At 63.1% G+C, this 25,445-nt stretch carries 25 protein-coding genes and 1 pseudogene; 13 read left to right on the forward strand and 13 right to left on the reverse strand.

The window, feature by feature from the left end:
- Positions 1-60: 60 nt before the first annotated feature.
- The 6 genes from HYR72_15280 to HYR72_15305 form a co-directional block, all read right to left on the reverse strand.
- Positions 61-894 carry a DUF1254 domain-containing protein gene (locus HYR72_15280; GenBank protein ID MBI1816339.1) on the reverse strand — a complete coding sequence of 278 codons (834 nt, stop codon included), beginning with the start codon at positions 892-894 and terminating at the stop codon, positions 61-63.
- A gap of 56 nt (positions 895-950) precedes the next feature.
- On the reverse strand, positions 951-2,462 hold the full coding sequence (locus tag HYR72_15285) for an arylsulfatase (GenBank protein ID MBI1816340.1): 1,512 nt from the start codon (positions 2,460-2,462) through the stop codon (positions 951-953).
- A gap of 74 nt (positions 2,463-2,536) precedes the next feature.
- The gene (locus tag HYR72_15290) at positions 2,537-4,279 is read right to left on the reverse strand and encodes a sulfatase-like hydrolase/transferase (GenBank protein ID MBI1816341.1); all 1,743 of its coding nucleotides are present in this window, start codon (positions 4,277-4,279) and stop codon (positions 2,537-2,539) included.
- A 74-nt stretch (positions 4,280-4,353) separates the two neighbouring features.
- Complete coding sequence (locus HYR72_15295; protein MBI1816342.1) at positions 4,354-5,064, reverse strand: DUF3313 domain-containing protein; 711 nt, start codon at positions 5,062-5,064, stop codon at positions 4,354-4,356.
- A 460-nt stretch (positions 5,065-5,524) separates the two neighbouring features.
- Complete coding sequence (locus HYR72_15300) at positions 5,525-5,773, reverse strand: hypothetical protein (protein MBI1816343.1); 249 nt, start codon at positions 5,771-5,773, stop codon at positions 5,525-5,527.
- Positions 5,774-5,985: 212 nt separating this feature from the next.
- Positions 5,986-7,314, reverse strand: a complete 1,329-nt coding sequence (locus HYR72_15305; GenBank protein MBI1816344.1) for a chloride channel protein — start codon at positions 7,312-7,314, stop codon at positions 5,986-5,988.
- A gap of 396 nt (positions 7,315-7,710) precedes the next feature.
- On the opposite strand from HYR72_15305, the gene HYR72_15310 reads away from it, so the two are divergent.
- Positions 7,711-8,532 (forward strand): outer membrane lipoprotein-sorting protein, encoded by an 822-nt coding sequence (locus HYR72_15310; GenBank protein MBI1816345.1) that lies wholly within the window; start codon positions 7,711-7,713, stop codon positions 8,530-8,532.
- Positions 8,533-8,687: 155 nt separating this feature from the next.
- Here HYR72_15310 and HYR72_15315 read toward each other — a convergent pair whose 3' ends face one another.
- From HYR72_15315 to HYR72_15330, 4 genes are all read right to left on the reverse strand, one after another.
- The gene (locus HYR72_15315) at positions 8,688-9,809 is read right to left on the reverse strand and encodes a hypothetical protein (protein ID MBI1816346.1); all 1,122 of its coding nucleotides are present in this window, start codon (positions 9,807-9,809) and stop codon (positions 8,688-8,690) included.
- A 211-nt stretch (positions 9,810-10,020) separates the two neighbouring features.
- Positions 10,021-10,782: a hypothetical protein gene (locus HYR72_15320; GenBank protein MBI1816347.1), complete on the reverse strand. Its 762-nt coding sequence runs from the start codon at positions 10,780-10,782 to the stop codon at positions 10,021-10,023.
- The gene (locus tag HYR72_15325) at positions 10,779-11,162 is read right to left on the reverse strand and encodes a hypothetical protein (GenBank protein ID MBI1816348.1); all 384 of its coding nucleotides are present in this window, start codon (positions 11,160-11,162) and stop codon (positions 10,779-10,781) included. Before HYR72_15325 ends, HYR72_15320 begins: the two co-directional genes overlap by 4 nt.
- 73 nt (positions 11,163-11,235) lie before the next feature.
- Positions 11,236-13,704 (reverse strand): arylsulfatase, encoded by a 2,469-nt coding sequence (locus HYR72_15330; GenBank protein ID MBI1816349.1) that lies wholly within the window; start codon positions 13,702-13,704, stop codon positions 11,236-11,238.
- Positions 13,705-13,933: 229 nt separating this feature from the next.
- Between HYR72_15330 and HYR72_15335 the strand changes: the two genes are divergently transcribed.
- From HYR72_15335 to HYR72_15390, 12 genes and pseudogenes are all read left to right on the forward strand, one after another.
- Positions 13,934-14,581: a paraquat-inducible protein A gene (locus HYR72_15335; protein MBI1816350.1), complete on the forward strand. Its 648-nt coding sequence runs from the start codon at positions 13,934-13,936 to the stop codon at positions 14,579-14,581.
- 21 nt (positions 14,582-14,602) lie between these two features.
- Positions 14,603-15,244, forward strand: coding sequence for a paraquat-inducible protein A (locus HYR72_15340; GenBank protein ID MBI1816351.1), 642 nt, complete (start codon positions 14,603-14,605; stop codon positions 15,242-15,244).
- Positions 15,237-16,805, forward strand: a complete 1,569-nt coding sequence (locus HYR72_15345; protein ID MBI1816352.1) for an MCE family protein — start codon at positions 15,237-15,239, stop codon at positions 16,803-16,805. Before HYR72_15340 ends, HYR72_15345 begins: the two co-directional genes overlap by 8 nt.
- The gene (locus HYR72_15350) at positions 16,805-17,458 is read left to right on the forward strand and encodes a membrane integrity-associated transporter subunit PqiC (GenBank protein ID MBI1816353.1); all 654 of its coding nucleotides are present in this window, start codon (positions 16,805-16,807) and stop codon (positions 17,456-17,458) included. Before HYR72_15345 ends, HYR72_15350 begins: the two co-directional genes overlap by 1 nt.
- Before the next feature lie 227 nt (positions 17,459-17,685).
- Positions 17,686-18,459, forward strand: a complete 774-nt coding sequence (locus HYR72_15355) for a two pore domain potassium channel family protein (protein ID MBI1816354.1) — start codon at positions 17,686-17,688, stop codon at positions 18,457-18,459.
- Positions 18,460-18,704: 245 nt separating this feature from the next.
- Positions 18,705-18,941 (forward strand): type II toxin-antitoxin system prevent-host-death family antitoxin, encoded by a 237-nt coding sequence (locus HYR72_15360; GenBank protein ID MBI1816355.1) that lies wholly within the window; start codon positions 18,705-18,707, stop codon positions 18,939-18,941.
- A complete protein-coding gene (locus tag HYR72_15365) occupies positions 18,938-19,345 on the forward strand; it encodes a type II toxin-antitoxin system VapC family toxin (GenBank protein MBI1816356.1) in 408 nt (135 codons plus the stop codon). The genes HYR72_15360 and HYR72_15365 overlap by 4 nt, the downstream gene beginning before the upstream one ends.
- Before the next feature lie 136 nt (positions 19,346-19,481).
- Positions 19,482-20,276, forward strand: coding sequence for an enoyl-CoA hydratase/isomerase family protein (locus tag HYR72_15370; GenBank protein ID MBI1816357.1), 795 nt, complete (start codon positions 19,482-19,484; stop codon positions 20,274-20,276).
- A gap of 274 nt (positions 20,277-20,550) precedes the next feature.
- On the forward strand, positions 20,551-21,744 hold the full coding sequence (locus HYR72_15375; protein ID MBI1816358.1) for a cytochrome P450: 1,194 nt from the start codon (positions 20,551-20,553) through the stop codon (positions 21,742-21,744).
- Positions 21,741-21,935, forward strand: coding sequence for a ferredoxin (locus tag HYR72_15380; GenBank protein ID MBI1816359.1), 195 nt, complete (start codon positions 21,741-21,743; stop codon positions 21,933-21,935). Before HYR72_15375 ends, HYR72_15380 begins: the two co-directional genes overlap by 4 nt.
- 90 nt (positions 21,936-22,025) lie before the next feature.
- Positions 22,026-22,334 (forward strand): annotated as a pseudogene (locus tag HYR72_15385) (ATP-binding protein).
- Positions 22,335-22,411: 77 nt separating this feature from the next.
- Positions 22,412-22,600, forward strand: coding sequence for a hypothetical protein (locus tag HYR72_15390; protein ID MBI1816360.1), 189 nt, complete (start codon positions 22,412-22,414; stop codon positions 22,598-22,600).
- 89 nt (positions 22,601-22,689) lie between these two features.
- Here the strand turns inward: HYR72_15390 and HYR72_15395 are convergent, their stop codons facing one another.
- From HYR72_15395 to HYR72_15405, 3 genes are all read right to left on the reverse strand, one after another.
- Positions 22,690-23,514, reverse strand: a complete 825-nt coding sequence (locus HYR72_15395; protein MBI1816361.1) for a hypothetical protein — start codon at positions 23,512-23,514, stop codon at positions 22,690-22,692.
- A gap of 87 nt (positions 23,515-23,601) precedes the next feature.
- Positions 23,602-24,306: a DUF4410 domain-containing protein gene (locus HYR72_15400; protein MBI1816362.1), complete on the reverse strand. Its 705-nt coding sequence runs from the start codon at positions 24,304-24,306 to the stop codon at positions 23,602-23,604.
- Positions 24,307-24,448: 142 nt separating this feature from the next.
- Positions 24,449-25,444: a HupE/UreJ family protein gene (locus HYR72_15405; GenBank protein MBI1816363.1), complete on the reverse strand. Its 996-nt coding sequence runs from the start codon at positions 25,442-25,444 to the stop codon at positions 24,449-24,451.
- Between the last annotated feature and the right edge of the window lies 1 nt (position 25,445).

Here is a 25,445-nt window from a genome sequence, read left to right on the forward strand (position 1 = left end):
ACCACAGTGTCTGTGCCCGCTGCGAAACGAAGTCAGCACACGACCCGCGGTACCGACGCGTCAGTGATCTACACGAGAGCCACCCCGCCCCCGTGACGCTACCGTCTCGTCTTCTTGACAAGCGGAGCCCTTATAGGTGTTGGGCGGACCCGCAGGCACCGGGACCGACGGAGTCTTGCTCCAGTCGGTGGTCTTCATTTTTCCGTTGAACTGGCTCAGGGCATAGAACATCACCTTGCTAAGCGGCGCCTGGATGGCCTTCTTGTCCTCGGCTGTATCGTCCAGCTGAATGCGCGGAATGGCAAACGCTAGATCCGTGGAAGAGCGCACAATGGCGGAGATGCCCGCAGGAATCCTACCCTTCCAGTTGGGTCCGACGATCATGTAGAAGCCGGGCTTGGTGCCGTATTGCTTGCCGATCCTGCCAATTTCATCCGTGCGGTTGTCGTAGATCGGATAGACCCAGAAGCGCTTGCCGAAGTCCGGCACCTGGAAAACCATCGGCTCCTTGTCCAGCGCCGCAAACCCCCCGCCGTACACCACATCCTGGTTGGGGCAAACGATGAAGGACTGCTCCGCGCTGATGTAGTCGTGCAGCATTGTGAGGTCGCCAACGGGGGCCATGGGTACGACCCCGCCGAGGTAGATGCGCTCGGGCGCCTTGGCGAACGCGTCGCGACGACTGCTCGTGGCGACGAGTGGATAGCCCCAGAAGTAGGCCGTGCGCCCGACCATCTGGACATAGTCGTTGGTCATCAAGGTGCCGGACACCGGGCCAGATATTTGGGCGGCCGACTTCGGAATTGGAACCTGCGGCGATTGCGCCTGCGCGTTAGTAGATACCAGCGTGGCAACGAGCGCGGCGGTAGCAAGCTTGAGATGCATCGATTTCATTTGTCTCTCCTTCTTGTCACTACCCCCGCAACCCGAGAGCAGTTCCTGATCTCGCCTCAGAACTTCGTCAGGTTGCCCGCGGGCGGGTTCGGATACTTCTTGAGCGTCTCTTTGTATTTCTGCACCACCTCGAGCAAGGGGCCGGCCGTCCACCCGAACAGCGCGCCGACCTGAAGATCCTCGTGCGGGTCCATTTCGATGTTGTAGATCTTGGGATACCCGGCCATCGGCGCACTCGACGAGAACATACCGGGCTGGCGCTGCGGCCCGATGCCGGTCGGCTGCACATCGGTGAAGTACATACGCCATTGCTTCCACCGCACCGCCACCATATCCGCGCCGATGAAGGTCAGCAGGGTTTCGCGGTTGCCGGTCGCGCTCTTACCGAACAGCACGTCGGTCTGGTCAACCCCGTCAATCGGCCGATCCGTGGGTATCTTGCCCCCGATGATGTTCGCGAAGGTCGGGAAGAAATCCATGGTCGAGAACATCGCGTACGAGTTGGTGTCGGGCTTGACCTTGCCGGGCCAGCGGACGAAGCAGAACGTCCTGATCGATCCCTCGGTGGCTTCGCCCAGTTCCCCGCGGAACGGACCGGCGTTGCCCATGTCCGGCGTTCCCTGGTTGCCCATCTCGCGCGCCGTCTCACCCTGCGGCCCGTTGTCCGAGGCGAAGACGACCAGCGTGTTGTCATCGACGCCGAGCTCCTTCAGCGTGTCGAGAATTTGCCCGACGTGGTGATCGCCTTCCATCAGCTTGTCACCGTACTGGCCGATCCGCGACTTGCCCGCGAACTGCTTCGACGGGAGATTCGGAAAATGCCCCATCGAGAACGGCAAGTAGAGAAAGAAGGGTTTGCCTGCCGCCGTCTGTCGCTTCATGAAGTCGATGGACTTCGCCACCAGTTCAGTGTCGACCTCGGCGCGGACGTCCCGCGTATACGGCTTGACCGTGTGCAATGGCCCGCGCGCGACTGACTCGACGATTTGCGGCCCCTTCGCCAGCAGTGCATCGAGTGGCGCGTCGATCGAGTGCGTCAGCGAGATCGTATCGACGTAGGTGGCCGAGTCCCAGGAGATGTCGGGTGGAATGCCGTAGAATTCGTCGAAGCCGTGCGCAGTCGGCAGGCTCTGCGGTTCAGCGCCGAGGTGCCACTTGCCGAAGATGGCCGTGGCATAGCCTGCGCCTTTGAACAGTTCACCCATCGTGACCGCTCGCTTCGAGAGCGTGCTCTCGCTGCCGGGCACGATAATCAGCGACAGGCCGTTGCGGATCGAGTATTGGCCGGTCATCAGCGCCGCACGCGACGGCGTGCAGCCGGGCTCGACCAGATACTGCGTGAGGCGCAGACCCTCGCGGGCGAGCTGATCGATGCGCGGGGTTGGCGCGCCGCGCGACTCGCCGCCGCCATAGGGCCCGAGGTCGCCATACCCGACGTTGTCAGCGAGGATGAAGACCACGTTCGGTTTCTGCTCTGCGCCCTGCACCGGAGCGGCAGCGCCGACTAGCGCGGCCAGCACCACCGCAGCGATGATCGTGAGGCCGACTCGCTGTACACAAATTCTCATCGATTTGCCCTCGCTCAGCCTAGATGTGGAGCGGGGCGGCTCATGGCCACCCCGCCCCGTTGCTCGTCAATCACTCACTGCGGCGCCGGGCGCTTACCCATTTCCATCTTCTCGAGCGCTTCCTTCGCCTTCGGGATAATGTCGTAGACCGGCGGGTTGTTGGACAGGAAGCCGATCTTGAATTGCGGCGGATACTTGATCAGCTCCTTGTAGTACCAACCGGCCGAACCCATCACGGGGACCGCCATTGGAATGTGGCGTACGCCAATCGACGCATCTTCCTGCGGGTTGGTGTAGAGGTTGACCACGATCCCTCCACCTGTCTCGGTCGCGATCGTTCCGCTGAAGCCGCCGATGTCTCCTTTTTGGAACATGCCGTTCTCGATCTCCGCCGTGAAGATGTACTTGAACTCGTCCACGCGCATCGCGGCGAAGTACTGGTTCAGCGTATACGGCCGGCTCTTGCGAGCCGACTCGCCGTTGTCGGCGAGCAGGAGGCCGGTCTGGTCGATGCCGTCGAGGTAGGTGGTCTTGGGCACGAACTCGCCCGCTGCCGCCCCCGGCTTGCCGGCGAGCGAGATGCCGGTGTTAAAGAGATCGGCGAGATCAAAGAGACCCTCGGAGCGGCGCGGCGCGATCATCCCCTTCCAATACGCGAATGTTGGCACGCGCACTCCACCCTCCCAGGTCGAGCCTTTGCAGCCGCGGAACGGCGTGCGGCCATGCGGCGGGATCTCGCACTCGGGCCCGTTGTCGGAGGTGAGGAAGATGAGCGTGTTGTCGAGCTGGCCCGTCTCTTCAAGCGTCTTCACCAGCTCGCCGAGCACGCGGTCCATGTGGACCATGCAATCGCTGAACACGGTGCGGGCGCGGGACTTCCCGGCGAATTCCTCGTCCGGATAGTTGTCGAAGTGGCAGCCACGGGTGGCGTGATAGAGGAAGAACGGCTCCTTGGCGTCCTTCATCTTCTTGATGAACTCGACGCTGTTCTCCATCCAGTGCCGGTCGAGATGCTTGATGTAGTCGAGATCGATCTCCTTGCCGCTCTCACACTTCTCGTGGTCGGCGCTCGTGCAGTGCACCTCGGTGTGGTTGAACGGGTCCTTGACCATCATCGCGAAGCGCTCCGGACTCAACGCCACTTCGGGGTTGAGGTATTCGTCGCGCCACTCGGTGTACATGTCGGAGACGCCGAGGAAGCCGAGGTAGTCGTCGTAGCCGACGTTTTGCGGCAGCGAGCCCTTGTTCTCGCCCATGTGCCACTTGCCCACCCCATGCGTAACGTAGCCGAGCTTCTTGAGAACGCTCGGGAGCGTGACCGCCCCATCGAGGCCACCCTTCTCGCCGTACATCGGCGGGCGCAGGATGCCGTGGTGCAGTGGGTTCTGCCCGGTGTGGATCGTCGCCCTGGTCGGCGAACAACTCGGAGTCGAGTACGCCGAGGTGAGGTTCAGGCCCTCGTTGGCAAGGCGATCCATTGTCGGCGTCTCGTTGCCAACGGCGATACCGCCGCCGTTGAAGCCCATGTCCATCCAGCCGACGTCATCGAGCAGGAAAATGAGGATGTTGGGTTTCTTGCCAGTCTTTTTCTCCAACGCGGCGAGCTTGTCGCGCGCCTGTTTTTCCTGCTCCGCGTGCTTGATGACCGGGTACATGTTATCGGCGGGCGGTACATCCTCCATGGTAATGAACTGATCGGGATGGTTGTATCCCTTGTCCTTCGTGGGGCCGGTCGCCGAACCGCGGGCGTTTTGCGCGCTCACCGGGGCGGCGGCGCACATGAGCGCAGCCAGCATCGACGCTGAGATGATGGCCATCGCCTTTGATTGAAGTCTTCCTTTCATCGACAAATCCTCCTTCTCAGTTTTTCATTCGCGTTGCGCGTTGCCACTCACGACGCTGCCGTGCCTGACGTCCAGGATGACAGCCGCGTCGCCATCTGCTGCGCCCAGTATGTGAGCGCGTGCTCGGCGTCGCCTAGCTCCCACACTGCGGCGTTCTTGAGACTACCGCCGCCGACGCGCTTGGACACCGCGGCCGCGAGAACTTGACCGCTGACGGAGTCGCTGATCTTCGTCTCGGCTTGCGCGGAACCGACGAAGGGGAACGTGCCGGTGGCCAGGTACTTCAGTGTGGCGAGCAAGCGCACGTGAGGCTCGGCCACCGATATCGAGCGCATCACCGGTGTGGCCGTGGTGGCGTCTTCGAGTGCGACTTGAATCGTCAGCACGCCTGGGCCTGCCTGGTCCACGACCTGGAACTTCGTCGCCAGCGCTTCCTGAATGACCTTGGTGAAGTAGGTCGTCAGTACCTGCTGATCCTTGGGCGAGACTTTCGTATCGTCGCCGCCCCAGAAGCTGACCGGCTCGATCATGACCTTGCTGTACTGCGTCCACTGCGCGCTCGGATTGATGTAGCGCAGGTCCGCCTCTTTCTTGTCGTTGGTCGCGGTAAGCTGCGAGCAGACGCTGCTACCCAGGAATGGGCAATAGTTCTGGTCGCTCACCTTCACCTGCTGCGTCACCGCGCAGCCCGCCACCATCGCGGCGAGGGCAAACCCAGCCACCGCCGATCGAACAGATATCCGATTCAATTTGCTCATCTCGAATCCTCCTCTTCTGCGTTCAAAGTCCATCCGAACTCCTTTGCGCCTCTGTGTCCCTGAGCCTCTGCGCTGAAATACCTTCAGCTACCCTTCTCACCCAGTTGATTGAGCATCTTCCCTGCATCGCGACCAGCTCTTCATCAAGGGCAAAAGTTTACACCCCCCCCCCGGGGGGTGCCTAGAGAGTGTAACCAAAATGTCATCAGCGGAGGTTACGCCGTACTCGATACCGAGAGTGTCCTGTCTCTCAAGTTCGATGACGATACAGAGATCACGAAAGCACGAAAAAAAAGAAGTCCGGTCCCGTAGTTTCGAGCTTTCGGGGTTTCGTGATTCTCCGGGCTCCGGAGATGGCGCTGGTCTGTTGAACGAGGCGCGGGTCAGGGAGGATTTGCGTACGGGCGGAAAATCCCCCTCAGTCCCCCTTTCTTCAAAGGGGGAAGACGTTCCCTTCGCGTTATTCCGCTTCGGGCACTTCAGGCTCCGCTGGCGGCTCGACCGCAGGCTCGTCGAGATCTGCCGGGCCAGGTTCGACCGCGGGAAGACCGGCTTCGGCATTGCCGCTCGCCTCGTCGGTCGCGGGTGAATCGGGTGGCTGCATCTCCTCCTCGGCCGGCACCTGTTGCGCGACGACGTCACGAACGATCGTTCCGGCGGCGAACGACATCAACAGCGCGATGAGCGAGATCCTTAGGAATATTTTCATTGGCGGAAAATATCAGATGCTCGGTGGAGCAACCAGTCCAAAAACTATCAGTGAGAGATCATTTTGAGAAAAATCCAATCAACCCATCATGTCATTCTGAGGCGAAGGCGAAGAATCTCTCTTCCTGTCGCGCGAGATCCTTCGCTGCGCTCAGGATGACAATTCTCGGCCTGTTTCGAAACTGACTACTACGAAAGGATCAGGTGGACTCACTAGGTGCTCGCCTGTAGACGCCGCAGCTCGCGTTGCAACAGCGATTCGTAGATCGGCGGATTGCCCAAGGCTTCGGCGACGGCGTACGCGGCCAGACTCGCCAGGATCAGCGGCAGCACGATCGCGTAGGAGCCTGTCATCTCGACGAGCAAGACCGCGCCGGTCAGCGGCGCGCGGACCACTCCCGCAAACAGCGCGGCCATTGCGGCCGCAGCTAGTACCGGCATCGCCGCCGTCGGTGCCGGCAGCACAGCCAACCAGGCGCCGTGGAAAAGGAGTCCGAGCAGCGCGCCCAGCACCAGGAGCGGAGCGAAGATGCCGCCGGGGGCGCCGATCGCATAGCTGCCGATCGTCAGCACGAAACTCAATGGGAGCAACCACAGAGCCGCGGCGGTGGAGATGCCACCGTCGAGCACGCGTGCCGCAAACACCACGCCTCCACCCGGAAGCGCCGGCACGAACCACGCCACACCGCCGAGCACGACGCCCATCGCCACACCAAGCATCCACGCCGGTACCCGTTGCTTGCAGCGGTCCATCAGCACCAACGCCCGCATCAGGACCGCGTTGAAGATGACGCCGATCACTCCGCCCAGGGCACCCACCAACACTACCGGCGCGAGCATCAGCAGCGGCGGCGGCAGTTCGCGCGGCAGCGCCAACTCCGGCGCTTGTCCCAACCAGAAGCGGCAGCAGAGATCGGTCACGACGGAGGCCAGCAGTGTGCCGAGATAGATCGCCGGATGAAGCGGGCACTTCAATTCTTCGACGACGAACAGCGTTCCCGCCAGCGGCGCGTTGAAGGCGCCCGCCAGTCCGGCACCCGCTCCCACGACCAGAAGGTTTCGGCGCGCCGCACTCGACAACCCAAAGCGCGCTCCGAGATGCTCGGCCAGTGACGCACCCATTTGTACCGTCGGTCCTTCGCGTCCGAGCACCAAGCCGCCGCCGATGCCGAGAATGCCGCCGACAAACTTTACCCAGACCACCGACAGCGGCCAGAGCTTCACAACGCCTCGCTCCACACCCTCGACGTGCTGGATGCCGCTACCGGCAGCGAGCGGCGCGAACCGTCCAGTCATCCACACCGCCAGCCCGACGGCGATGGCGCACACGGCGACCAGCAACAACGCGCCCGCAGCACCCAGCGGCTTCGCCCAGAACGTGAGCTGCTCGCGTTGCCGCAGTGCGAAGTCCAACCCCGCGTGAAAGGCCACCGACAACCCACCCACGAGCAAACCGCTGGCGAGGATAGCCAGCCACAACGCGATGCCGCTTTGAGGAGAATCCGATTCGCCCGCGGCGGGCGACGGTGAAGACTCGTCCATGATCACGACTCACGTAGATTGCGCATCGCGAACCCTGAACCGAAAATACTCCAACGCAAAGGCGCGAAGGCGCAAGGCGAATATTCTGTGAAGAGAGCCCATTTCACTGAAGGTCATTTCAGAGGCGTTCGTTCATGCCAAGCGATCGGACCAAACCCTTGCGCCCTTGCGCCTTGGCGACTTTGCGTTGAGTTCCCTTCTTCGGATTGAGGCCAATCGCGGGGGTCCTTCGAATCGCGCACTGGGTGCTGCCATAAGCGGCCACTGCAAGTCCAGCGGGGTCGCGGAAGATTTTTCGCCACCGTCGATTTACCATTGCGATTTTTTTGTTCATGGGGGATATTCGCGGGAACCTTTTGTCCGGAACTTCCGGGCCGGGTGTGAAGGAGATCTCAAATGCGTAGAGCCTTGGCAGTAATGGGGGGATTGCTTGGCGTACTCATCGTGGTGATCGCACCGGGGTTGGCGCAGCCGCCGCCGTCGGTGAGCCAGATCGTTCAGAAGATGAAGGACGCACTCGAACCGGCGCGGGCGAGTACGCGCACGCTCAGCATCACGGTCAGCGATATGGGCGACACGCAGAAATTCATCGCCCGTCAGGCGCGCAAGCAAATGCCCGACGGCAAGCGCATGGTGACGGTGATGATGGAACCGGAAGATGTGCGCGGCATGGCCTTCCTGGTGTCCGAGCCAAAGGACCCGACCAAGCCGACGGTCATGTGGACGTACGTGCCGTTCATCCGGCGCGTGAAGAAAATTCTTGCGATCGACGGTTTCCAGCATTTTCTCGGCACCGACTTCACCTACGCCGATCTCGGGTTCGTCCGCGTGCACAAGAACTACAAGCTGCTGGGAAGCGAACAGCACGGCGGGACGCTCGCGTACAAGGTGGATGAGAAGCTCCCGCCGCCTCAATACTATTACTCCCACATCATCCTGTGGGTCGGGCAGAGCAGCATGCTGCCGCTGCAACGCGACTACTACGATCCATCCGGGAAGGTCGCGTGGAAGCGAGAAGTGTTCGATTCGGTCAGCACCATCGACGGCGTCCCCACGATCATGCACGCGAAGATGACCGATCTGATCGAGAACACCAGCACCGATCTCAGCGTCACGCAAATCAAGTACGACAGCGAGGTGCCGGACGCGCTCGTCGATCCGACGCACATGCCGAAGCTGGCCGACGATCCCGCGTGGCAAGCCGGCGCTACGCAGTAGGGCAGAACCGCAAGTCGTCGATCCGAAGCGTAGGGGCGATGCTTGCCTCGCCCTCTGAAGTCCGGAGAATCACGAAACCCCGAAAGCTCGAAACCTCGAGGCCGGAATTTCTTTCGTGGCTTCCGCTATTTCGTGCTTTCGTGATCTCCACCGCCTCACCTGCCCACCGGGAGCGTCAGCACCGGCGACTTGCCTTTGCTGGTTGCCGATTGCAGCGCGAAGAGCAGATGCAGCAAGCTGAACGTGGATTTGGAACTCTGATCGTCGTCGGCGATGTAGAACCACCAGCCGCGGTGGGCGACAGCCACGTGGGCTTGCAGCGGCCGCTCCTTCTGCGAATGGATGGTCATGATGTCTCCCAGCACTTTCGACCAATCGAACGGCTGGCCGTCGTCGTCCTTGGTGGTCGTCACTAGGCCGGCCTGAATGTGCGGAGCCGGCGGTTGCACCGACTGCGACAGGAAGTACAACACGCTCAACATCGATCGGCAACGCAGCCCCACTTCGTCAGGCTGCCGCTTGAACGGAAACGAGGTGAGATTGAAGTCGTCGCGACCGGGCGCCAGATCGAGTTCGCGACGGATGGCGACAACGTCCGCGGCGAGCGGGCTGTTGGGATCGGCTGGCTCGTGCACCCAGAAATGCGGATTGCGTCCGGGCCGATCGCTTTCATGTTCCTTCGTCTCCCAGTTGAGACCGACGAGCCGTGCTGACTGCAGACGATGGAGACGCGTGGCAAAGTCGGCGAAGCGTTCATAGTCCGGTTTGTGTTCCGGCGTCGGACCGGTGGCGGTGGGCGCGTTGAAGAGATCATTCACGCGTTGCGCGGCCACCAGCAGCAAGCGCTCGTCGCTCCAGCCGGTTTGTGAGAAGAGCATGAAGGAATTCAACGGGATCGGCGTGAGCATGCGGGTAGCGAACTCATCGCCGCTGAACGGTGTGTAGGTGATCGTGGGATGTTCCGAATAGCCGAGGGTGGTGCCGACGGTAGCGCCTCCGCTGCTCGAACCGAGCATCTCACCGCCGGCAGTGAACGCGGAATCGTAGTTGTACTGCGCGAGCACCGGGCCGAGTTCGAGGAACAACGGCGTGTCGTTGTAGCGCAGGCGGACGAGATTGAGCAGCATCTCCGCATCGGCGGAGCGAGCGATTTGTTCGTTGTAGTCCGGCCGCTCACTGCGGACGGCTTTTGGGCCGAGGCCGGTGGTGCAACCGCTGGCGAGCAGCGCCAGCAGGCCGGGGATCACGACGGCGCGGAAGGAGAATCGCAATTGCAATTGGTTCGTCCTTCCGTTTACTCGGTGCGGCGCGCCACGCTTACAGCCATGGCCTGACCAGGACTTGCCGTAAAGCGGAGCTGTCTCCCAATTCGTCATTCCGGCGAAAGCCGGAATCCAGGCTCGACCACGCGCCCCCACCTGGATACCGGCTTTCGCCGGTATGACGGATCCACTGTCGGGATTTCTTGTACTGAGTCGCCACATCATTCTACTTCCCGAGGTGCGCCAGCGCGTCGCGCATCGGCGCGCTGGAGACCCTCATCAAACCTGAGAACGGACTGTCCATCTCTATAATCAGAAGGATCGCACCCGCGACCGACAGCGCGCACACGAGCAAGGCCGCGACAACCGTTGCATTGCGGGGGGCGAACAGCCCGAAGGTGGCGAAAATGATCGCCAGCCAGGACACCAACACGACGAGGAGTGTGACGGGGACTGATTTCTCATTTTGCAACAGTTGGAGCCAGCGCGTCGACAACATCTCGTTCGCGATCTCCACGGCCTGCGACCGCAGCTCGCGCTGCGCCTCGGTCTGCGGCGAGAGTTCCCAGAGCTTGGTGCGAAGGCCCTCCGCCCGCACGTTTTGCTCAGGGCTGTCCAGTGTCGCCGCCCGAGACGTGTCGACGGGAAAGAGCAGTTCGATCCTGGCGGCATAGGCGTGTTTCAGCAGATCCCGCAACTCTCTGGTCTCCGCTCCGTAGTCGGCGAGGGCGCGGTCGAACGTCACCACCCGCGCGGCATTCTGCAGCAGTTCTTCGCTCATCTTGTCGAATGAACTCTTTGCCGACGAGATCAGCAGACTCAGAACCAGCGCGGCCATGGTGGCGATCAAGGCGGTAGCCAGCTTCACAACATCCTTGGTATCCGGGCTTAGGTGATGATCGGGTAAAGCATTGCCGATGAACAAGCCGAGCATCGCGGCGCCGAAAACGCACGCAAACACGATCAATGCGATTTCCAGTGGGCTCACGCTTCACTTCTCCGGTGCCGATTGGTAATCCACGCGCGGCCGAGCAGGAACGTGAGGACGGCGTGGGCAACTACCGCCGGCCACAATAGGTATCCGACGCGTTCGCCGTCGACTCCCAGTGAGAGAAGATAGATCGTCACCAGCGGATTGTAGGTCAACATCGCCCGCAGTGCCGGGAGGTTTGCGACCGACGCGTCCGGACTCGGCCAGCAGGCCACTCCCAACGAGAGCAAGCCGATGCCGGCCACTCGGCCGATGGAGACACTCGCGCCGGAGATTTCACTACCGAGCAGTAGCCATACGAAGACGGAGGGCGCGGCGATCAAGGCCAACCCCGTGCCCGCTTCGATGATGGAGGTGAGTTTGAGCAGACGGTTCATCGCATTTGGCGTATCGCTGATGACCCGGACCATATGCAATACGCGATCAGCCATCTGCGCGAGGCGCGCCTCGCTAGTCTTTGGCTTTGGCGACGGCTTCTGCAGCGGCCTTCTGATCCGCTTCCGTCATTTGGTCCGGGCCGAGCTTGAACCTCAGCTTGTCGATTGTCCCGGTGAAGCGGAACGGCAACTTGTAGCTGTCGTCCACCGCCGTGCGGGTATCGACACCGACGTCGAAGGTCTCGTCGATGGCCATGATGATCGGGATCGTGTGCTTGAGTGTCTTCTTGGCCAGTTCTTTGCCGTCCACGGTGAATACGCCAGTGCCGCCCTTGCCGGGGCCGGGGCCGTCGTATTTGAAGTCGAATACCAGCGTATGCTTGCCGGGCTCGAGTGCCTTTCCAAACAAGTCCTCGCCGACGATGGCCCCGACGCCGCCTTCCCAGCGGAATCGCTCCAGATCGAGCAGGTTATAGACGAAGACCGGTTTGCCCTTTTGCAGGAACATCGCGTAGCCGCCGAAGCGGCCGCCCATCGTCACGATCATTCCCTCCGCGCCGCCTTCGGGAACGGTGACCTCGGCGGTGATGGTGTAGTCCTTGTCCAGAATGCTCGGCGCATTACCGACGGGAATGTTGGCATTCTCACCGATGTAGGTGAACTCCGTCCGCCCGGCGACCGCGCTTGGCCGCGGTGTCACAAAGCGCGGCAGGGTCGAGTTATCCAATGGGAAGACCTGGTATTTCGCGGCCTCCGTCAGGAACGCCGCCTGCAGTTCTTTGAGTTTGTCGGGATTCTTGGCCGCGAGATCATTGGCCTGCGAATAATCCTCGGCGATGTTGTAGAGTTCCCACTTGTAGTCGTTCACGGGCGGCAGCGGCTTGGTGCCGAGGAGCCAGACCGCCTCGGGTGGCGTGGTGCAGGCATACCAGCCGTCGTGGTAGATGCCGCGGTTGGCAAACATCTCGAAATACTGCGTGTCGCGCTTCGACGGCGCTTTGGCATTCGCCGCATCGAAGGTGTAAGCCATGCTCACGCCTTCGATGGGCTTCTGCGCGATGCCGTTGACCGTCGCCGGCGCCTGGATGGTTGTGGCTTCAAGGATTGTCGGCACGATATCGATCATGTGGTGGAACTGCGTGCGGACACCGCCGGCGTCCTTGATGTGGCCGGGCCACGAGACGACCATGCCCTGCCGGGTCCCGCCGAAATGCGACGCGATTTGCTTGGTCCACTTGAACGGTGTGTCGAACGCCCACGTCCAGCCCACCGCCATGTGCGGGTAGGTCTTGTCCGAACCCCAGTTTTCATAGTGCAACATTTGCACCGCCTCCGGCAGGGTCAGAATCCCGTTGTAGGCTGTCATCTGGTTAAACGTGCCCTCCAGAGTGCCCTCGGCGCTCGTGCCGTTGTCGCCGCTGATGTAGATGATCAGCGTGTTGTCGAGTTTGCCCATGTCCTCGACCGCCTGTATCACGCGGCCAATCTCATGGTCGGTATAGGCTGCGTAGGCGGCGAATACCTCCGCTTGGTGCGCGTAGAGTTTCTTTTGGAGAAATGAAAGCGAGTCCCATCGCGGGAGCTTCGCGCCGCCATACTCGGCCTGACCGTCCGGCCACGCCGTGAGCTGGGTGCCTTCCGGAATCACGCCCAGCCGTTTCTGATTGGCGAAGATCTGCTCGCGCAACTTTTCCCAGCCCATGTCGAACTTGCCCTTGAACTTCGCGATCCATTCCTTGGTCGGCTGGTGCGGCGAGTGGGTGCCGCCGGGCACGTAATAGACAAAGAACGGTTGCTCGGGTGCGGCTGCATTCAGACTGCTCATGTACTTGATGGCTTCGTCAGCCATGTCGGTGATGAGGTTGTAATCCTTCTTGCCGACCCACGGGGTGATCGGCGTGGTGTTCTGGTAAAGGTAGGGCGTCCACTGGTCGGTCTCGCCGCCCATGAACCCGTAGAAATACTGGAAGCCCATGCCGACCGGCCATTGGTCGAACGGCCCGGCCGCGCTGTACAGATAGGTGGGCGTATTGTGGTTCTTGCCGAACCACGAGGTCGCGTAGCCGTTTTCCTTCAGGATCTCACCGATGGTGGCACTGTCAGGTCCGATGACGGAGTCGTAGCCTGGAAAGCCGGTGGACATCTCGCCGATGACCCCGTAGCCGACCGAGTGATGGTTGCGCCCGGTGATCAACGCCGCCCGCGTCGGCGAGCAGAGTGCGGTGGAGTGAAACTGCGTGTAGCGCAATCCCGCCTTGGCGATGCGATCCATCGCGGGGGTCGGGATGATGCCGCCGAACGTACCCGTGACGCCGTAGCCCTGGTCGTCGGTCATGATGAGCAACACGTTGGGCGCGCCTTTGGCCGGCACGATGCGCGGCGGCCACCACGGTGTGGAATCCTTGGCGCTCTCCTTGATCACCCCGCCGAACCTCATCGGTGGCGGCGGGAGTTGCTTCCCATCGATCGTAGTTGTGGTGCTCGGCGCACCAGGAACGCCGGTGATTTGCTGGGCTCTCGCCGAACCAACGGCAAGAACCATCAGAACCAAAACCAAGAACGCCACTGCGCGGGTCTTCAAGATGCCCGCGACCACATCGCTAGTTGAAACCTCGTCCTTCATCTTAACCTCCCACCGCGTGATGTCGGTAGAGTCACACGTCGCTCGGCGACTCGTAACACGATGGATTCTTCAAGTCATCCTCGGAAATCTCCGCCTCTAGGGCGCGCAAGGCTTGCGCTGCGGCGCGGAAGTGCGCTTGTATAGCGCCGTGTTCAATCGTCCGTTTGCCGACACGTCGCTGCTCGCGTGCCCGCAGTGCGATCTCCTGCAGCGGCTACCGCATCTCGCACCCGGCGCGTCGGCGCGCTGCCCGCGCTGCGACGAGGAATTGTGGCGCCCGCGGGAAGACTCGCTCAACCGCACACTCGCGCTCAGCGTCGCGGCGGTCGCACTCTTCGCGCTCGCGAACTCCACGCCGATGCTGGGCCTGAACGCCGTCGGCCGCGCCGCCTCCACCACCGTGTTCGGCGGTGCGGCGCAGCTCTGGCAAGACGGGCAGGAGGTTGTGGCCGCGCTCGTCCTCTTCAGTGCCGTGATCGCGCCGGCGTTGCAGATCGGCTTCATGCTGGCGATCGTGCTCGGCGCTCATCGTGCGCGCCCGTCGCGTTGGGTCGGCACATTGCTGCGCTATCATCCGACTGCCCGCACCTGGAGCATGATCGAAGTAATGATGCTGGGCGTGCTGGTCGCGCTCATCAAGATCGCGGAGTTGGCGACGGTGATCCCCGGCATCGCGCTGTTCGCTCTCGGTGCGCTGGTCTTCGTGCTCGCGGCGATGCAAGCGAACTTCGATCCGCACGAAGTGTGGCACCGAATCGAATGGGCCGACACCAACGCGCGGCACACGGAGTGGTAACGGCATGGCCGCGGTGATGTCATGAGCGCAACCGTCTCGACCGCGATGCAACACGGCCTGCAGAGCTGCGAACGCTGCGCCCTGTTGTCGCGCCCCGCCGCCGGCGAGCACGACGGGCGCTGCCCACGCTGCGGCGAGGAACTCACCTTCCGTAAACACGAGAGCTTACAACGCACGTGGGCTTTCGTGATCGGCGCGGCCATCTGCTACATCCCGGCCAACATCCTCCCGGTGCTGACGACGACGACCGCGGCGGGGTCGGACTCCGACACCATCTTGCAAGGCGTCATCCTGCTGTGGTCGCCGACCGGGTGGCCGCTCTCGCTCATCGTGTTGGTCGCCAGCATCATGATCCCGAGCGCGAAGATCATCGCGCTGGTGTACTTGCTCGTCACCGTGCAGCGCGGCTCGACTGCGAACAACGGGCAGCGGGTGCGCATGTACCGGGTGGTCGAGTTCATCGGGCGCTGGTCGATGGTCGATGTGTTCGTCGATGCCTTCACCGCCGCGCTGGTGCAACTGCAGCCGCTCATGTCGGTGGCGCCGGCGCCCGGCTTGTTCTTCTTCGCCGCCGTGGTAGTGCTGACGATGCTCGCGGTCGAGTCTTTCGACCCACGTTTGATCTGGGATTCCCTAGACGCGAAAGAGGTTCGGCATGTCTGACAGCGATGCCCCGCTCCCGCACGTTCCCGAGTCGAGAGCCTTGAGCAAGAAACGCACGCGCCTGTCGCTGGTCTGGTTCATCCCGATCGTAGCGGCGATCGCCGGAGCCTGGGTCGCGGTGGTACGCATCCTCGGCGAGGGACCGAAGGTGGAGATCGTCTTCAAGTCGGCGGAAGGACTCGAAGCCGGCAAGACGAAGATTCAGTACAACGGCGTCGACGTCGGCGTGGTCACTACCGTTCGGCTCTCGGATGACCACTCGCAGGTGATCACCACTGCGCAGATGGCGCCGAAGACCGAAGGCTTTCTGGTCGATGACACGCGCTTCTGGGTGGTGCGGCCGCGCATCTCGGGCGCCAACGTGACCGGATTGAACACGCTCATCTCCGGCGCCTACGTCGCCATCGATATCGGCCAGTCGACCAAGAGTATGCGCACCTTCGTGGCGCTCGAAACGCCGCCGGTCGTGACCGGCGAAGTCCGCGGGCGTTTCTTCATCGCGAAGACGCCCGACCTCGGATCGCTCGACAGCGGCACGCCCGTCTTCTTCCGGCGCTTGCAGGTCGGCCAGGTGGCGTCGTACCAACTCGACAAGGACGGCCAAGCGTTGAGCCTCAAGCTGTTCATCAACGCCCCCTACGATCAATACATCACGCCGAACACGCGCTTCTGGCACGCCAGCGGGTTCGACGTATCGCTTTCCGCGGCGGGCCTCACCGTGCAGACGCAGTCGGCGCTGTCGATCTTGATCGGCGGCGTCGCCTTCGAGACGCCGCCGACCGATGGGCTGGCGCCGCCCGCCGAGGAGAACACCGTCTTCACGTTGTTCAACAATCGCGCCGATGCCTTCAAGCTGCCCGCCCACGATCCGCAGACCTTTGTGCTCACCTTCAAGGAATCGGTGCGCGGACTCGCCCCCGGCGCCCCGGTCGAGTTCCACGGGATTGCGATCGGCGAGGTCGCCGAAATCAACGCGCAAATCGACGCGAAGACCTTTGAGTTTTCCGCGCCGGTGACCATCCACTTGGACGCGCAGCGACTCGGGGTCGCGGTACGCGACCTCGCACCCGGCGAAGACATAGGCAGCATTCGCAAGAAACTGATCGACACCTTGGTGTCCAACGGCGCCCGCGCGCAGTTGCGGACGGGCAACCTGCTCACGGGATCTTTGTTCGTGGCGTTCGAGGTCTTTCCGGGCACACCCGCCGTTACCGTGGATTGGTCACGTACGCCGCCGGAGTTGCCGACCGTCCCGGGTGAACTCGCGGCGATCCAGGCCAGCGTCGTGAACATCATCAAGAAACTCGACCAAGTGCCGATCAAGAGCATCGGCGAAGACCTAGAGAAGACGATCGCCGATCTCGATCGCGCGCTGGTGAGCGGCCGCGGCACGCTCGACAACGCCAACAAGTTGATCGAACCGAATTCCGTACTCGGTGCGGAGTTAGGCAACACGCTTCAGGAGGTGAGCCGCGCGGCGCGCTCGGTGCGCGTGCTGGCCGACTACCTCGAGCGTCATCCCGAGTCGCTCATTCGCGGCAAGGCGGAGGAGAAGAAGTGATGGCGAGCCGGATCACGCACGCACTCTCATTGATGTTGGTCGCGGCGGCGGCGGTTGGTTGCAGCGCGTCGGCACCGGCGCGCTTTTACACTCTCGATGCGGCGGCGACGCCGGACAGTGCTCCGGCGGCATCGTATGCCGTACTGGTCGGACCCGTCTCCATCCCCGCATCGGTCGACCGGCCGGAGTTCGTGGTGCAGGTGGCGCCCAACCGGGTCGACGTCGACGAGTTCAATCTCTGGGCGTCGCCGCTGAACGACAGCATCGCCCGCGTCGTCGCCGGCGACCTCGCGGTGTTGCTCGGGACGCCCGACGTCGCCGTTGCCCCGCTCGCGAACTTCAGTCCAGCCTATCGGGTGACGATCAACGTCCAGCGCTTCGAGTCGCTCGCCGGCGAGGCGGCGGTGGTTGAAACGGTGTGGACCGTGCGCGCAACCGCGGGCGGCGAGCCGCGCTCCGGCCGGACACTCGCGCGCGAGCCTTTGCAAGGCAGCGGCTTCGACGCGCTCGCCGCCGCGCACAGCCGCGCGCTCGTGCGCGTGAGTAGCGACATCGCCGCGGCGATCCGGGCCGAAGCCGTCCAGGCTGCGGAGGTCACGAAGGGATCGCACCCCAAGAGTGCCAAGGACCGCAAGGGCGCTCCACAGAAATGAAGTTGCGACGGCTCGACGCGCTGGGCAGGGCCGTAGGGGCCGCGCTTGCCCGGCCCGGCGGGGCGCAGCGAGCAGTGCCCCTACACGAATTCCCGCTTCATCGTCTTCGGGTAGCACAGTTCGTGACCACTTCATGGTGAAAATTTTGTCCGATCAAGACAAAGGAGCGCACCGCCTTACGCTGCACGATGCGCTCTGTGCGAGTTCGGCTCGGTGACGGAATCCTGATGCGACTAACCGAAGCGATCGGCCGTGATCTCCTCGCGCGGCGACACACTGCTCTGCTGCTCGCGATCGTCGGAATGTTCGCGGTGAGGCCGTTCCTCGGCGACACAGGCGCCGCCACCATCGCCTACAGCGTCGCGACCCTGCTCGTGGGACTCGTCGCCATCCTCACCATTCAGGTCGACGATCTGGTAGGTGAACGAGAAAGGCTTCTGCTTCAGCGTCGGAGGAGAAGGTTGGTCGGCTGGGCGCTCGCCGCGTCGGCAGTTACCGAGCGAGTGTGGGCGTTCTTCGCCCCAAGCCCAGAGCTCGTCGTGGTAGGGTCGGTTTCTTGGCTGCTGTTCTTCTCGTACGTTACCTGGAGCCTGTTGCGCAGCTTGCTGAAGCAGCGCGAGGTGACGGGCGAGACCATCACCCTGTCGGTGTCGATCTATCTGCTGCTCGGAATCTGCTGGGGGCTCTTGTACGTCGTGATCTTCGCGCGCCACCCGGAGGCGTTCCAATTCCCGACTCCTACTCCTAGCGATATCGGTGAGGCGTACAGGTTCCCCATCCTCCTTTATTTCAGCTTCACGACCCTATCGACCATCGGTTACGGCGACATCACGCCGCTGACCTTGCAAGCCCGCTACGCGGCGGTCGCCGAGGGGATCACCGGGCAGTTCTATCTGGCGATTCTCGTCGCGCGCTTGGTGGGGATGCAGATGAGCCGCGCCGCAACTCCACCGACGAACCCTCCGGCGCACGATCGGCGAACCGAAGACCCGGATCGATGATCGACAGTGCCGCGCTCCTTCCATGCGGAAGGAGAGTATCTCCGGTCCGCAGCGAGCGCCTGATTTCAGCCCGGGCCTTCAGGCTCGGGGGCAGAACCGTGGCATTGTAGTATGCGAGACTCAGTAGCGATGGAGTCGCCTGCGAATCCGCAAGATGGGCGCGCCGCGCTGGGATGCTCACGATGTCCGCGAGTCGACTCTCCCAGACGCTCGACTTGGCCAAAATACTTGGCTACCATGACGACATGACCAAAGTGAGAATCGGTGAACTACGCGACCGCGTCAGTCATTACGTACGGCGCGCCGAACAAGGCGAAACGATCGTCATCGTCAACCGGACGCGTGAGGTTGCCGTACTTGCCCCGCAGAGTCGGCGCGTTGCCCGTTCGGCTCGACTGCTCGGCTGCCTGAAGGGGACCGCGACCATCCACGGCGACATCGTGGGCCCGGTCATCCCCGGTGACGAGTGGTTTCACTCGTGAACTACTTGCTGGACACGCATGCATGGCTGTGGGGCGTCCTGGGTGATGCGAGGCTCGGTCGGCAAGCTCGACGGGCAGTTGCGTCGGCTGCCGAGCGCACGAAGATCGGCTTGGCCGCGATCTCCCTCAAGGAAGCCGCCTGGCTCCTGGCGCACCAGCGGATCGTGCTCAGCGCACAGGCCAGTGCGTGGCCGGATTGGTTGCGCGCCGCGGCGAGTGCTCCGGGGTTGGAGGTGTTGCCCCTGACGGTGGAGATCGCGATTGCGTCGGAACAGTTGCCCGCATCATTTCCGAAGGACCCAGCCGACCGGCTGATCGTCGCCACCGCGCGCCGTCATGGCCTGACCCTGATTACCGCCGACAGCGCGTTGCGCGGGCAGGCACACGTGCCGACGCTCTGGTAAGCCAGTGGGCGGGGTGAGGCGAGGTTGCGCGCCTGGTGGGGATGCAGATGAGCCGCGCCGCAACTCCGCCGACGAACGCTCCGGCGCACGATCGCCGCGACGCGGCGAAAGGAGAGTAGTCATGTCGCGTGACAAGATGGCCAGCGAGCCTCCGCTGCTTGTCCAGCGTTACGGCGCTGTCGAAACCTTCACCATCAATGACCCGCCACGAAACCGCATGAGCCTCGATTTCATGGACGCGTTGGAGGCAGAGGTCGCCCGCGTTGCACATGACCCGGGTGTACGCACCATCGTCATCCGCGGCTCGGGGGAAGAGAACTTCTCCGTCGGCATGGACCTCAAACAACTTCCGCAGGGTGTCGCGCGCATGGGAAGCCTGGAAGCCGTGTTCGATCAACGCCTGCGCGTCCTGAGCGCCATCGAGAATCTTCCGAAGCCCGTGATTGCGGTTCTCTACGGGTACTGTCTCGGGGGCGGACTCGAACTCCCGCTCGCGTGTCACTTCAGGTTGGCGGCGACGGAAGGAGCTAAGATTGGATTGCCTGAGCTCGACCTGGGCACGGTGCCCGCGTGGGGAGGCAGCGCACGTTTGACGCGCTGCGTGGGACGCGACCACGCGCTGGATATGATTCTGCGGGCAAAGAAGATCTCCGGTCCCGAAGCGCTACGGATTGGTCTCGTCAGCGAAGTCTGGCCACTCAACGAGCTGTTTCAGCGGGCTCACGATCTTGCGCTCGAGTTGGCGGAGATGCCCGCGCTCGCGGTCGCGGGCATGCTTGGTTGCGTCGTCGGCGCTGGCGAGAAGTCCCTCGCCGAAAGCATCGCAGACGAGCGGCAAGCGGTGATGTCGACGATGGGCACGCCCGATCAACGTGAAGGGATGCTGGCGTTCCTCGAGAAGCGAAGGCCTCGCTTCAATCGCGAATCTTAACCTTGATCTGAGTTCACCACGAAGGCACGAAGACTACGAAGGGGGGCGTCGGAAGAGTTCTCGGTCGGCTTGTCGTAACCGCATTGGTAATGCGGTTGGGTTGGGGTTGAACTCATGAAACCTTCTTTCGGCTCCTCTTCGTGCCCTTCGTGTTCTTCGTGGTGAAGGTTTTGGCCGATCAACGTTGGGTCGTATTGTCAGTGCCCGGGTTTTCCCTTCCGCATCTCGGCGGAAAGGGAGTATATGCTGCGCTACGGAAGGGAGGTCTGACTCGATGGGCACACCGGTGAAAGACTGGGCGACCGACTACGACATCTTCGACCCCGGATACGTCGCCGACCCGTTCGGGGTTTGGGGCGATCTGCGACAGAAGTGCCCGGTGGCGCATAGCGACCGCTGGGGTGGATCGTGGTTGCCGACGCGCTACGAAGACGTGTTCGCCATCGCGCGCAACGTCGAGCGCTTCTCTTCGACGGACATCACCGTTGCGCCGACGCTCGATGACGACGACGAGTATGCCGCCGTGAAGTCGCCGCCCATCTCGAGCGATCCACCGGAGCACACGTGGGCGCGACGGCTGATCCTGCCGCTGTTCTCGCCCAAAGCGGTGGAACGCTTCGAGCCGGCGACACGCCAGTTCTGTCGCGCGCTCATCGACCGCTTCATCGCCAGCGGTCGCGCGGATGCCGCCGTCGACTACGCGCAGCAGATCCCCGTGCGCGTGATCGCCAACATGCTCGGTGTCGACGAGTCGATGTCCGACACGTTCACCTACTGGGTGCGCGGCGTCCTCGAACTCGGTCTCACCGACCCGGAGCTGCGCCGCCGTTGCCGACTCGAAGCGCTGCAGTTCCTCATGCAACAGGTCGCCGCGCGCAAGAGCGAGCCGAAGGACGATCTCATCTCGTATCTCCTCGCGCAGCGGGTCGACGGCCAGCCGGTGCCGGACGCGCACGTGCTCGGCACCTGCGGTCTCTTGCTCGTGGCCGGCGTCGACACCACCTGGAGTTCCATCGGCTCCGCGCTCTGGCATTTGGCGACGCATGCCGACGATCGCCGCCGGCTCGCCGCCGATCCGGGGCTATTGCGCACCGCGATGGAGGAGTTCCTGCGCGCGTACTCGCCGGTCACCATGGCCCGCATCGTCAGCGGCGACACCGAATTCCAGGGCACGAGGATGTGTGCGGGTGAACGGGTGTTGATGTCCTTCCCCTCCGCCAATCGCGATCCCACCGTGTTCCCCGACGCCGACAAGGTGCTCATCGATCGCGAACAGAACCGCCACATCGCGTTCGGGGTTGGCATCCACCGCTGCGCCGGATCGAATTTGGCGCGCATGGAAATGCGCGTCGCGCTTGAGGAATGGCTCGCCCGCATTCCGGAGTTCCGCCTGGAGAACGCCAGTGTGGTCACCTGGGCGGGCGGCCAGGTGCGCGGTCCGCGCACGCTGCCGGTGGTGTTCCCATGAAAGTGCGTGTGGATTGCGACCGCTGTCAGGGCCACAGCCGCTGTTACTCGCTAGCGCCCGAACTGTTCGACTCGGACGAACTCGGAAACTCCAAGGAGCGCGGCGACGGGACGGTGCCTCCAGAACTGGAAGTCAAGGCGCGCCTCGCCGAGGCCAACTGCCCGGAACACGCGATCGAGATCGAGGAGTAGGCGAGTATCAGCATTCGGCGAACCGCGGCGCTACTGGCTGGTGTGTGCTGCAATCCCACCAGCAGTACCGCGCCATCTGGGCCATTTGCCTTCGCCCAGGCCGGTGGCCAGCTGCTCTTCTACCTCGTCAGCCAGCTCTACGAGCGCACCTCGGTCATCGTCACCACCAACCTTGCTTTGGGGGAATGGCAGAGTGTCTTCAGTGACGCCAAGATGACCACCGCCCTGCTCGATCGGCTCACCCACCACTGCGACATCATCGAAACCGGGAATGACAACGGGCGATTCAAAACCCGCGAGGACTCTCCCTCACCCACCCGCGTCCGCCCCATCTCCGGCGGCCACGCCGCCTCCGGCGGGGCGACTACTACGGCCAAGACGCGCCACTCGAGGGGGTGAATTTTGAAACCGATTGACAGTCTGACCGCCATCCTCGAAAGTGCAGGGTAAGTGTCAAGCAGGCAAACGAGGGCGCGATGTCGAGCATCCTTTCAATGATCGTTGGAGTGCTGCTGCTGTTGGGCGCAGCCACGCACGTCTACCGCATGTGGCGGCCGTTCGCGTTCATCATCGGTTCGTACGCCGTGCCGCGCTGGTACAGCTTGCCTTTCGCGGTCGGCGAAGCGTATGCCGGCGTGCTGCTGCTCCGCATGGCCTTGGCCTGAATCAGCAACTGCCCCGGAACCGAGATCGAGGAGTAGGCGTCGAGAGTTGTCGGTATTCGCCGAGCCCGCGGCTCTACTTTGCCGCGCCGTCACCCTGGGAAGAGGAGCTGCAACGAAAGCGCTACCGACCAACTCGGTCCGGTGCTCGGGCGCGGTTCGTTGTAGAATGCCTGGCTCGAGACGCTGAGCGAGCGGGTGCCGAGAGTGAATACCTTGCCGAAGCCGCCGCCGAGCGGCAGCGTCCAGCGGTCCGACTGATCGGCGTCCCAGTCCGCCGTCGCCGTCGCGTTGCTTTCGAGGAACCAGCCGCGCGGCAGGTTGTAGGTGAGGAAATACTGGGCGCTGAACACGTTGATCTTCTCGTCTCTCGAACCCGCGAACGACCAAGCATTCTCGAGCAACACTCCGACGGTCCACGGATCGGGCTCCACGAATAGTGCGAGGGCCGGGCCGGCAGCCCAGAGGTTACTGCCCAACTCGTGATTGGTAGCGGTCGGCACATCGATCACCGCCCCGACGCCCCAGATGAGCGTGCCCGTCTGGTTCGGCGTGACGGCGGCGGTGAGGACGGTGTCGCCGAGGCCAGTGACCTGCGCCTCGCCGGGATCGAGGCCGGGCTGCGAGATCAGCGACAGGATCGGGTAGGCGATCAGGCTCCAGTCCTTACCCAGGGGGAGCGGCCAGACGGCCTGCAAGCTTACAACGTTCTGCGACTGGCCGCCGGACGGGAAGGCGAAGTTGACCTGATCCTGAAGCGTGACGGTGCGCAACCCGCTGAGCGGGTTCGCGCGCAGCTTCGCGAAATCCTCGATCGCCACCGGTTGCTGAGCGTACGCTGCCCCAAGCGTCACAGCGCAGACGAGCGATAGTGCGAAGATGATGCGCCAGAGGGCCGAGCAATAGCCACTGCTCATGGTTCGATTTTGTGGACACGCAAGCCGTGCCGAGTCGCTCTCTGCGATCTCTGCGTCCTCGGCGGTGAGTGTTCTGTCTCATCAGGGTTAGTTGATCCAACCCTGTTGTTGAAATCGCTGCTTGAGCACATCGGCGATTTCCTTGGCGGTCGCCTTGGCTCGACCTTCAACCTTGCTGCTGCCGCTCATCTCGCCGTACGCTTTCACCCCGGTGCCGATGATGAGTCCCGCCGGATTGGCGGTGGCGATCAGACCGACAACACCCAAGGCCGCCCCCGGGGATTTTCCTCCGCCGGCATCGACTTCGCCGGATCCGAGTTTGCGCAGTCCTTGAGCCGTCATCTGAAAGCCTTCGACTGCCGTTTTCAATGCGGACGCCCCCGCGCCGAATCCGATGGCGACGCGCTCGGCGGTACTGCCCTCGGTGACTGAAACCAGATAGCCGCGGATCACCATGTCGTTGATCTGCACCGTCGTTCCGGCCCCCGCCCGCGCCGCTGGCATTCCCATGCTGTTGATCTGCTCGACCAACTGTCCGGCAATTTCAGCGCCCAACTGCCGGCCGGTGGCAAGCTGCTCGGGGGTTTGGGACGCGTCGGTAGCCTGTCCCGCAAACGCGGAGCCGGCCGGAATATCGGCGGCGGTGGCGGCGAAGTCGTACACCCAGATGTTGCCGGGTCGCGGGATTTTCCCGGTCACGAGTTGCTCGCGATTGGTGACCTTGGTCGAGGCGCACCCGGCGGCAGCGAGCAGAGCGAAGAGGCACAAGGCAAGACGGCTGCGAGGTTCCATCGTTATCCTCCGTGCGCCGGTTATACCGGCGAGCTGTTGTGAATGAAAGCTTCATGCGGTGAAGTGTCAGGCAACTTCGCGATGCCGAGACTCGTCGGTAGGATCAGTGCCACGCTGCGCTGATGATTTTCATGGTGCCACCTTACCCCCAGAAGCGCGCGAGCCGTTCGAAGAACCAGAACGACGCGAGGATGCCGATTACATAGGGTGCGGCCGGTCGCGCGTAACGTGCAAGCGATGTGGCCAGAGTGATCCGCAATGTTAGCGCCGATAGCCCCAGCACCACGGCAATGAACGCCAGCTGTCCGAGTTCGACGCCGACGTTGAAGGCGAAGAGCGCGAGGGGCACGTCGCCGCGCGGCAGCCCAATGCTCACCAGCGCGCTGGCGAATCCGAAGCCGTGCAGCAGCCCGAACGAAAACGCCACCACCCACGGCCAGCGCGCAGTGAGGCTATCCGCGCCGCGTTGGAGCCGGATGATTTCGCAGGCGAGCAGCAGAATGCTCAGCGCGATGGTGGCTTCCACAGGAGGTCCGGGTACATGCACTACGCCGAGCGTCGCGAGCGCCAAGGTGATCGAGTGCGCCAGCGTGAACGCGGTGATCGTCCACAGCAGCACGCGGCGGCTGCGGACGATGAGGATGAGCGCGAACACGAACAGCAGGTGATCGTAGCCGAGAAGAATGTGCTCGATGCCGTGCCGCAAATAGGTGCCTGCCACCGCCAACGACCCGCGTGCCGCTGTGATCTCGATCCACGGACGCGACGGATGCACCAGCGTGGTCGAGTACGCCCCGTCACGTAGTTGCACGCGCACGAGCACGTCGGTGATGGTACCTTGCAGTCCGGCGAACTCGATGCGTGTGCCGGCCAGCCCGCCCGGCACTTCGACGACACGGCGCTCCACCAGGGAATCGGAAAGCTCTCGCACCGCGGGCTCGGTGACGTTGCGCATGTCCCCCGCGAAGCGCAGGGAGACTGGCAGCCGCATCCCGGAGAGCACCGGCGTACGCCACAACACGTCGTAGCGGTCGGGCGCCGTCTCGGTAATCTCCAGATATGCCGGCCTCGCCTCGTGCGCCCACGCGCCGCGCACGAGTGACGCGAGCAGGCCGCAGACGAGCACCGTAGATTTCATC

The organism is Deltaproteobacteria bacterium, assembly GCA_016178705.1.
Classification (GTDB): Bacteria; Desulfobacterota; Binatia; order HRBIN30; family JACQVA1; genus JACOST01.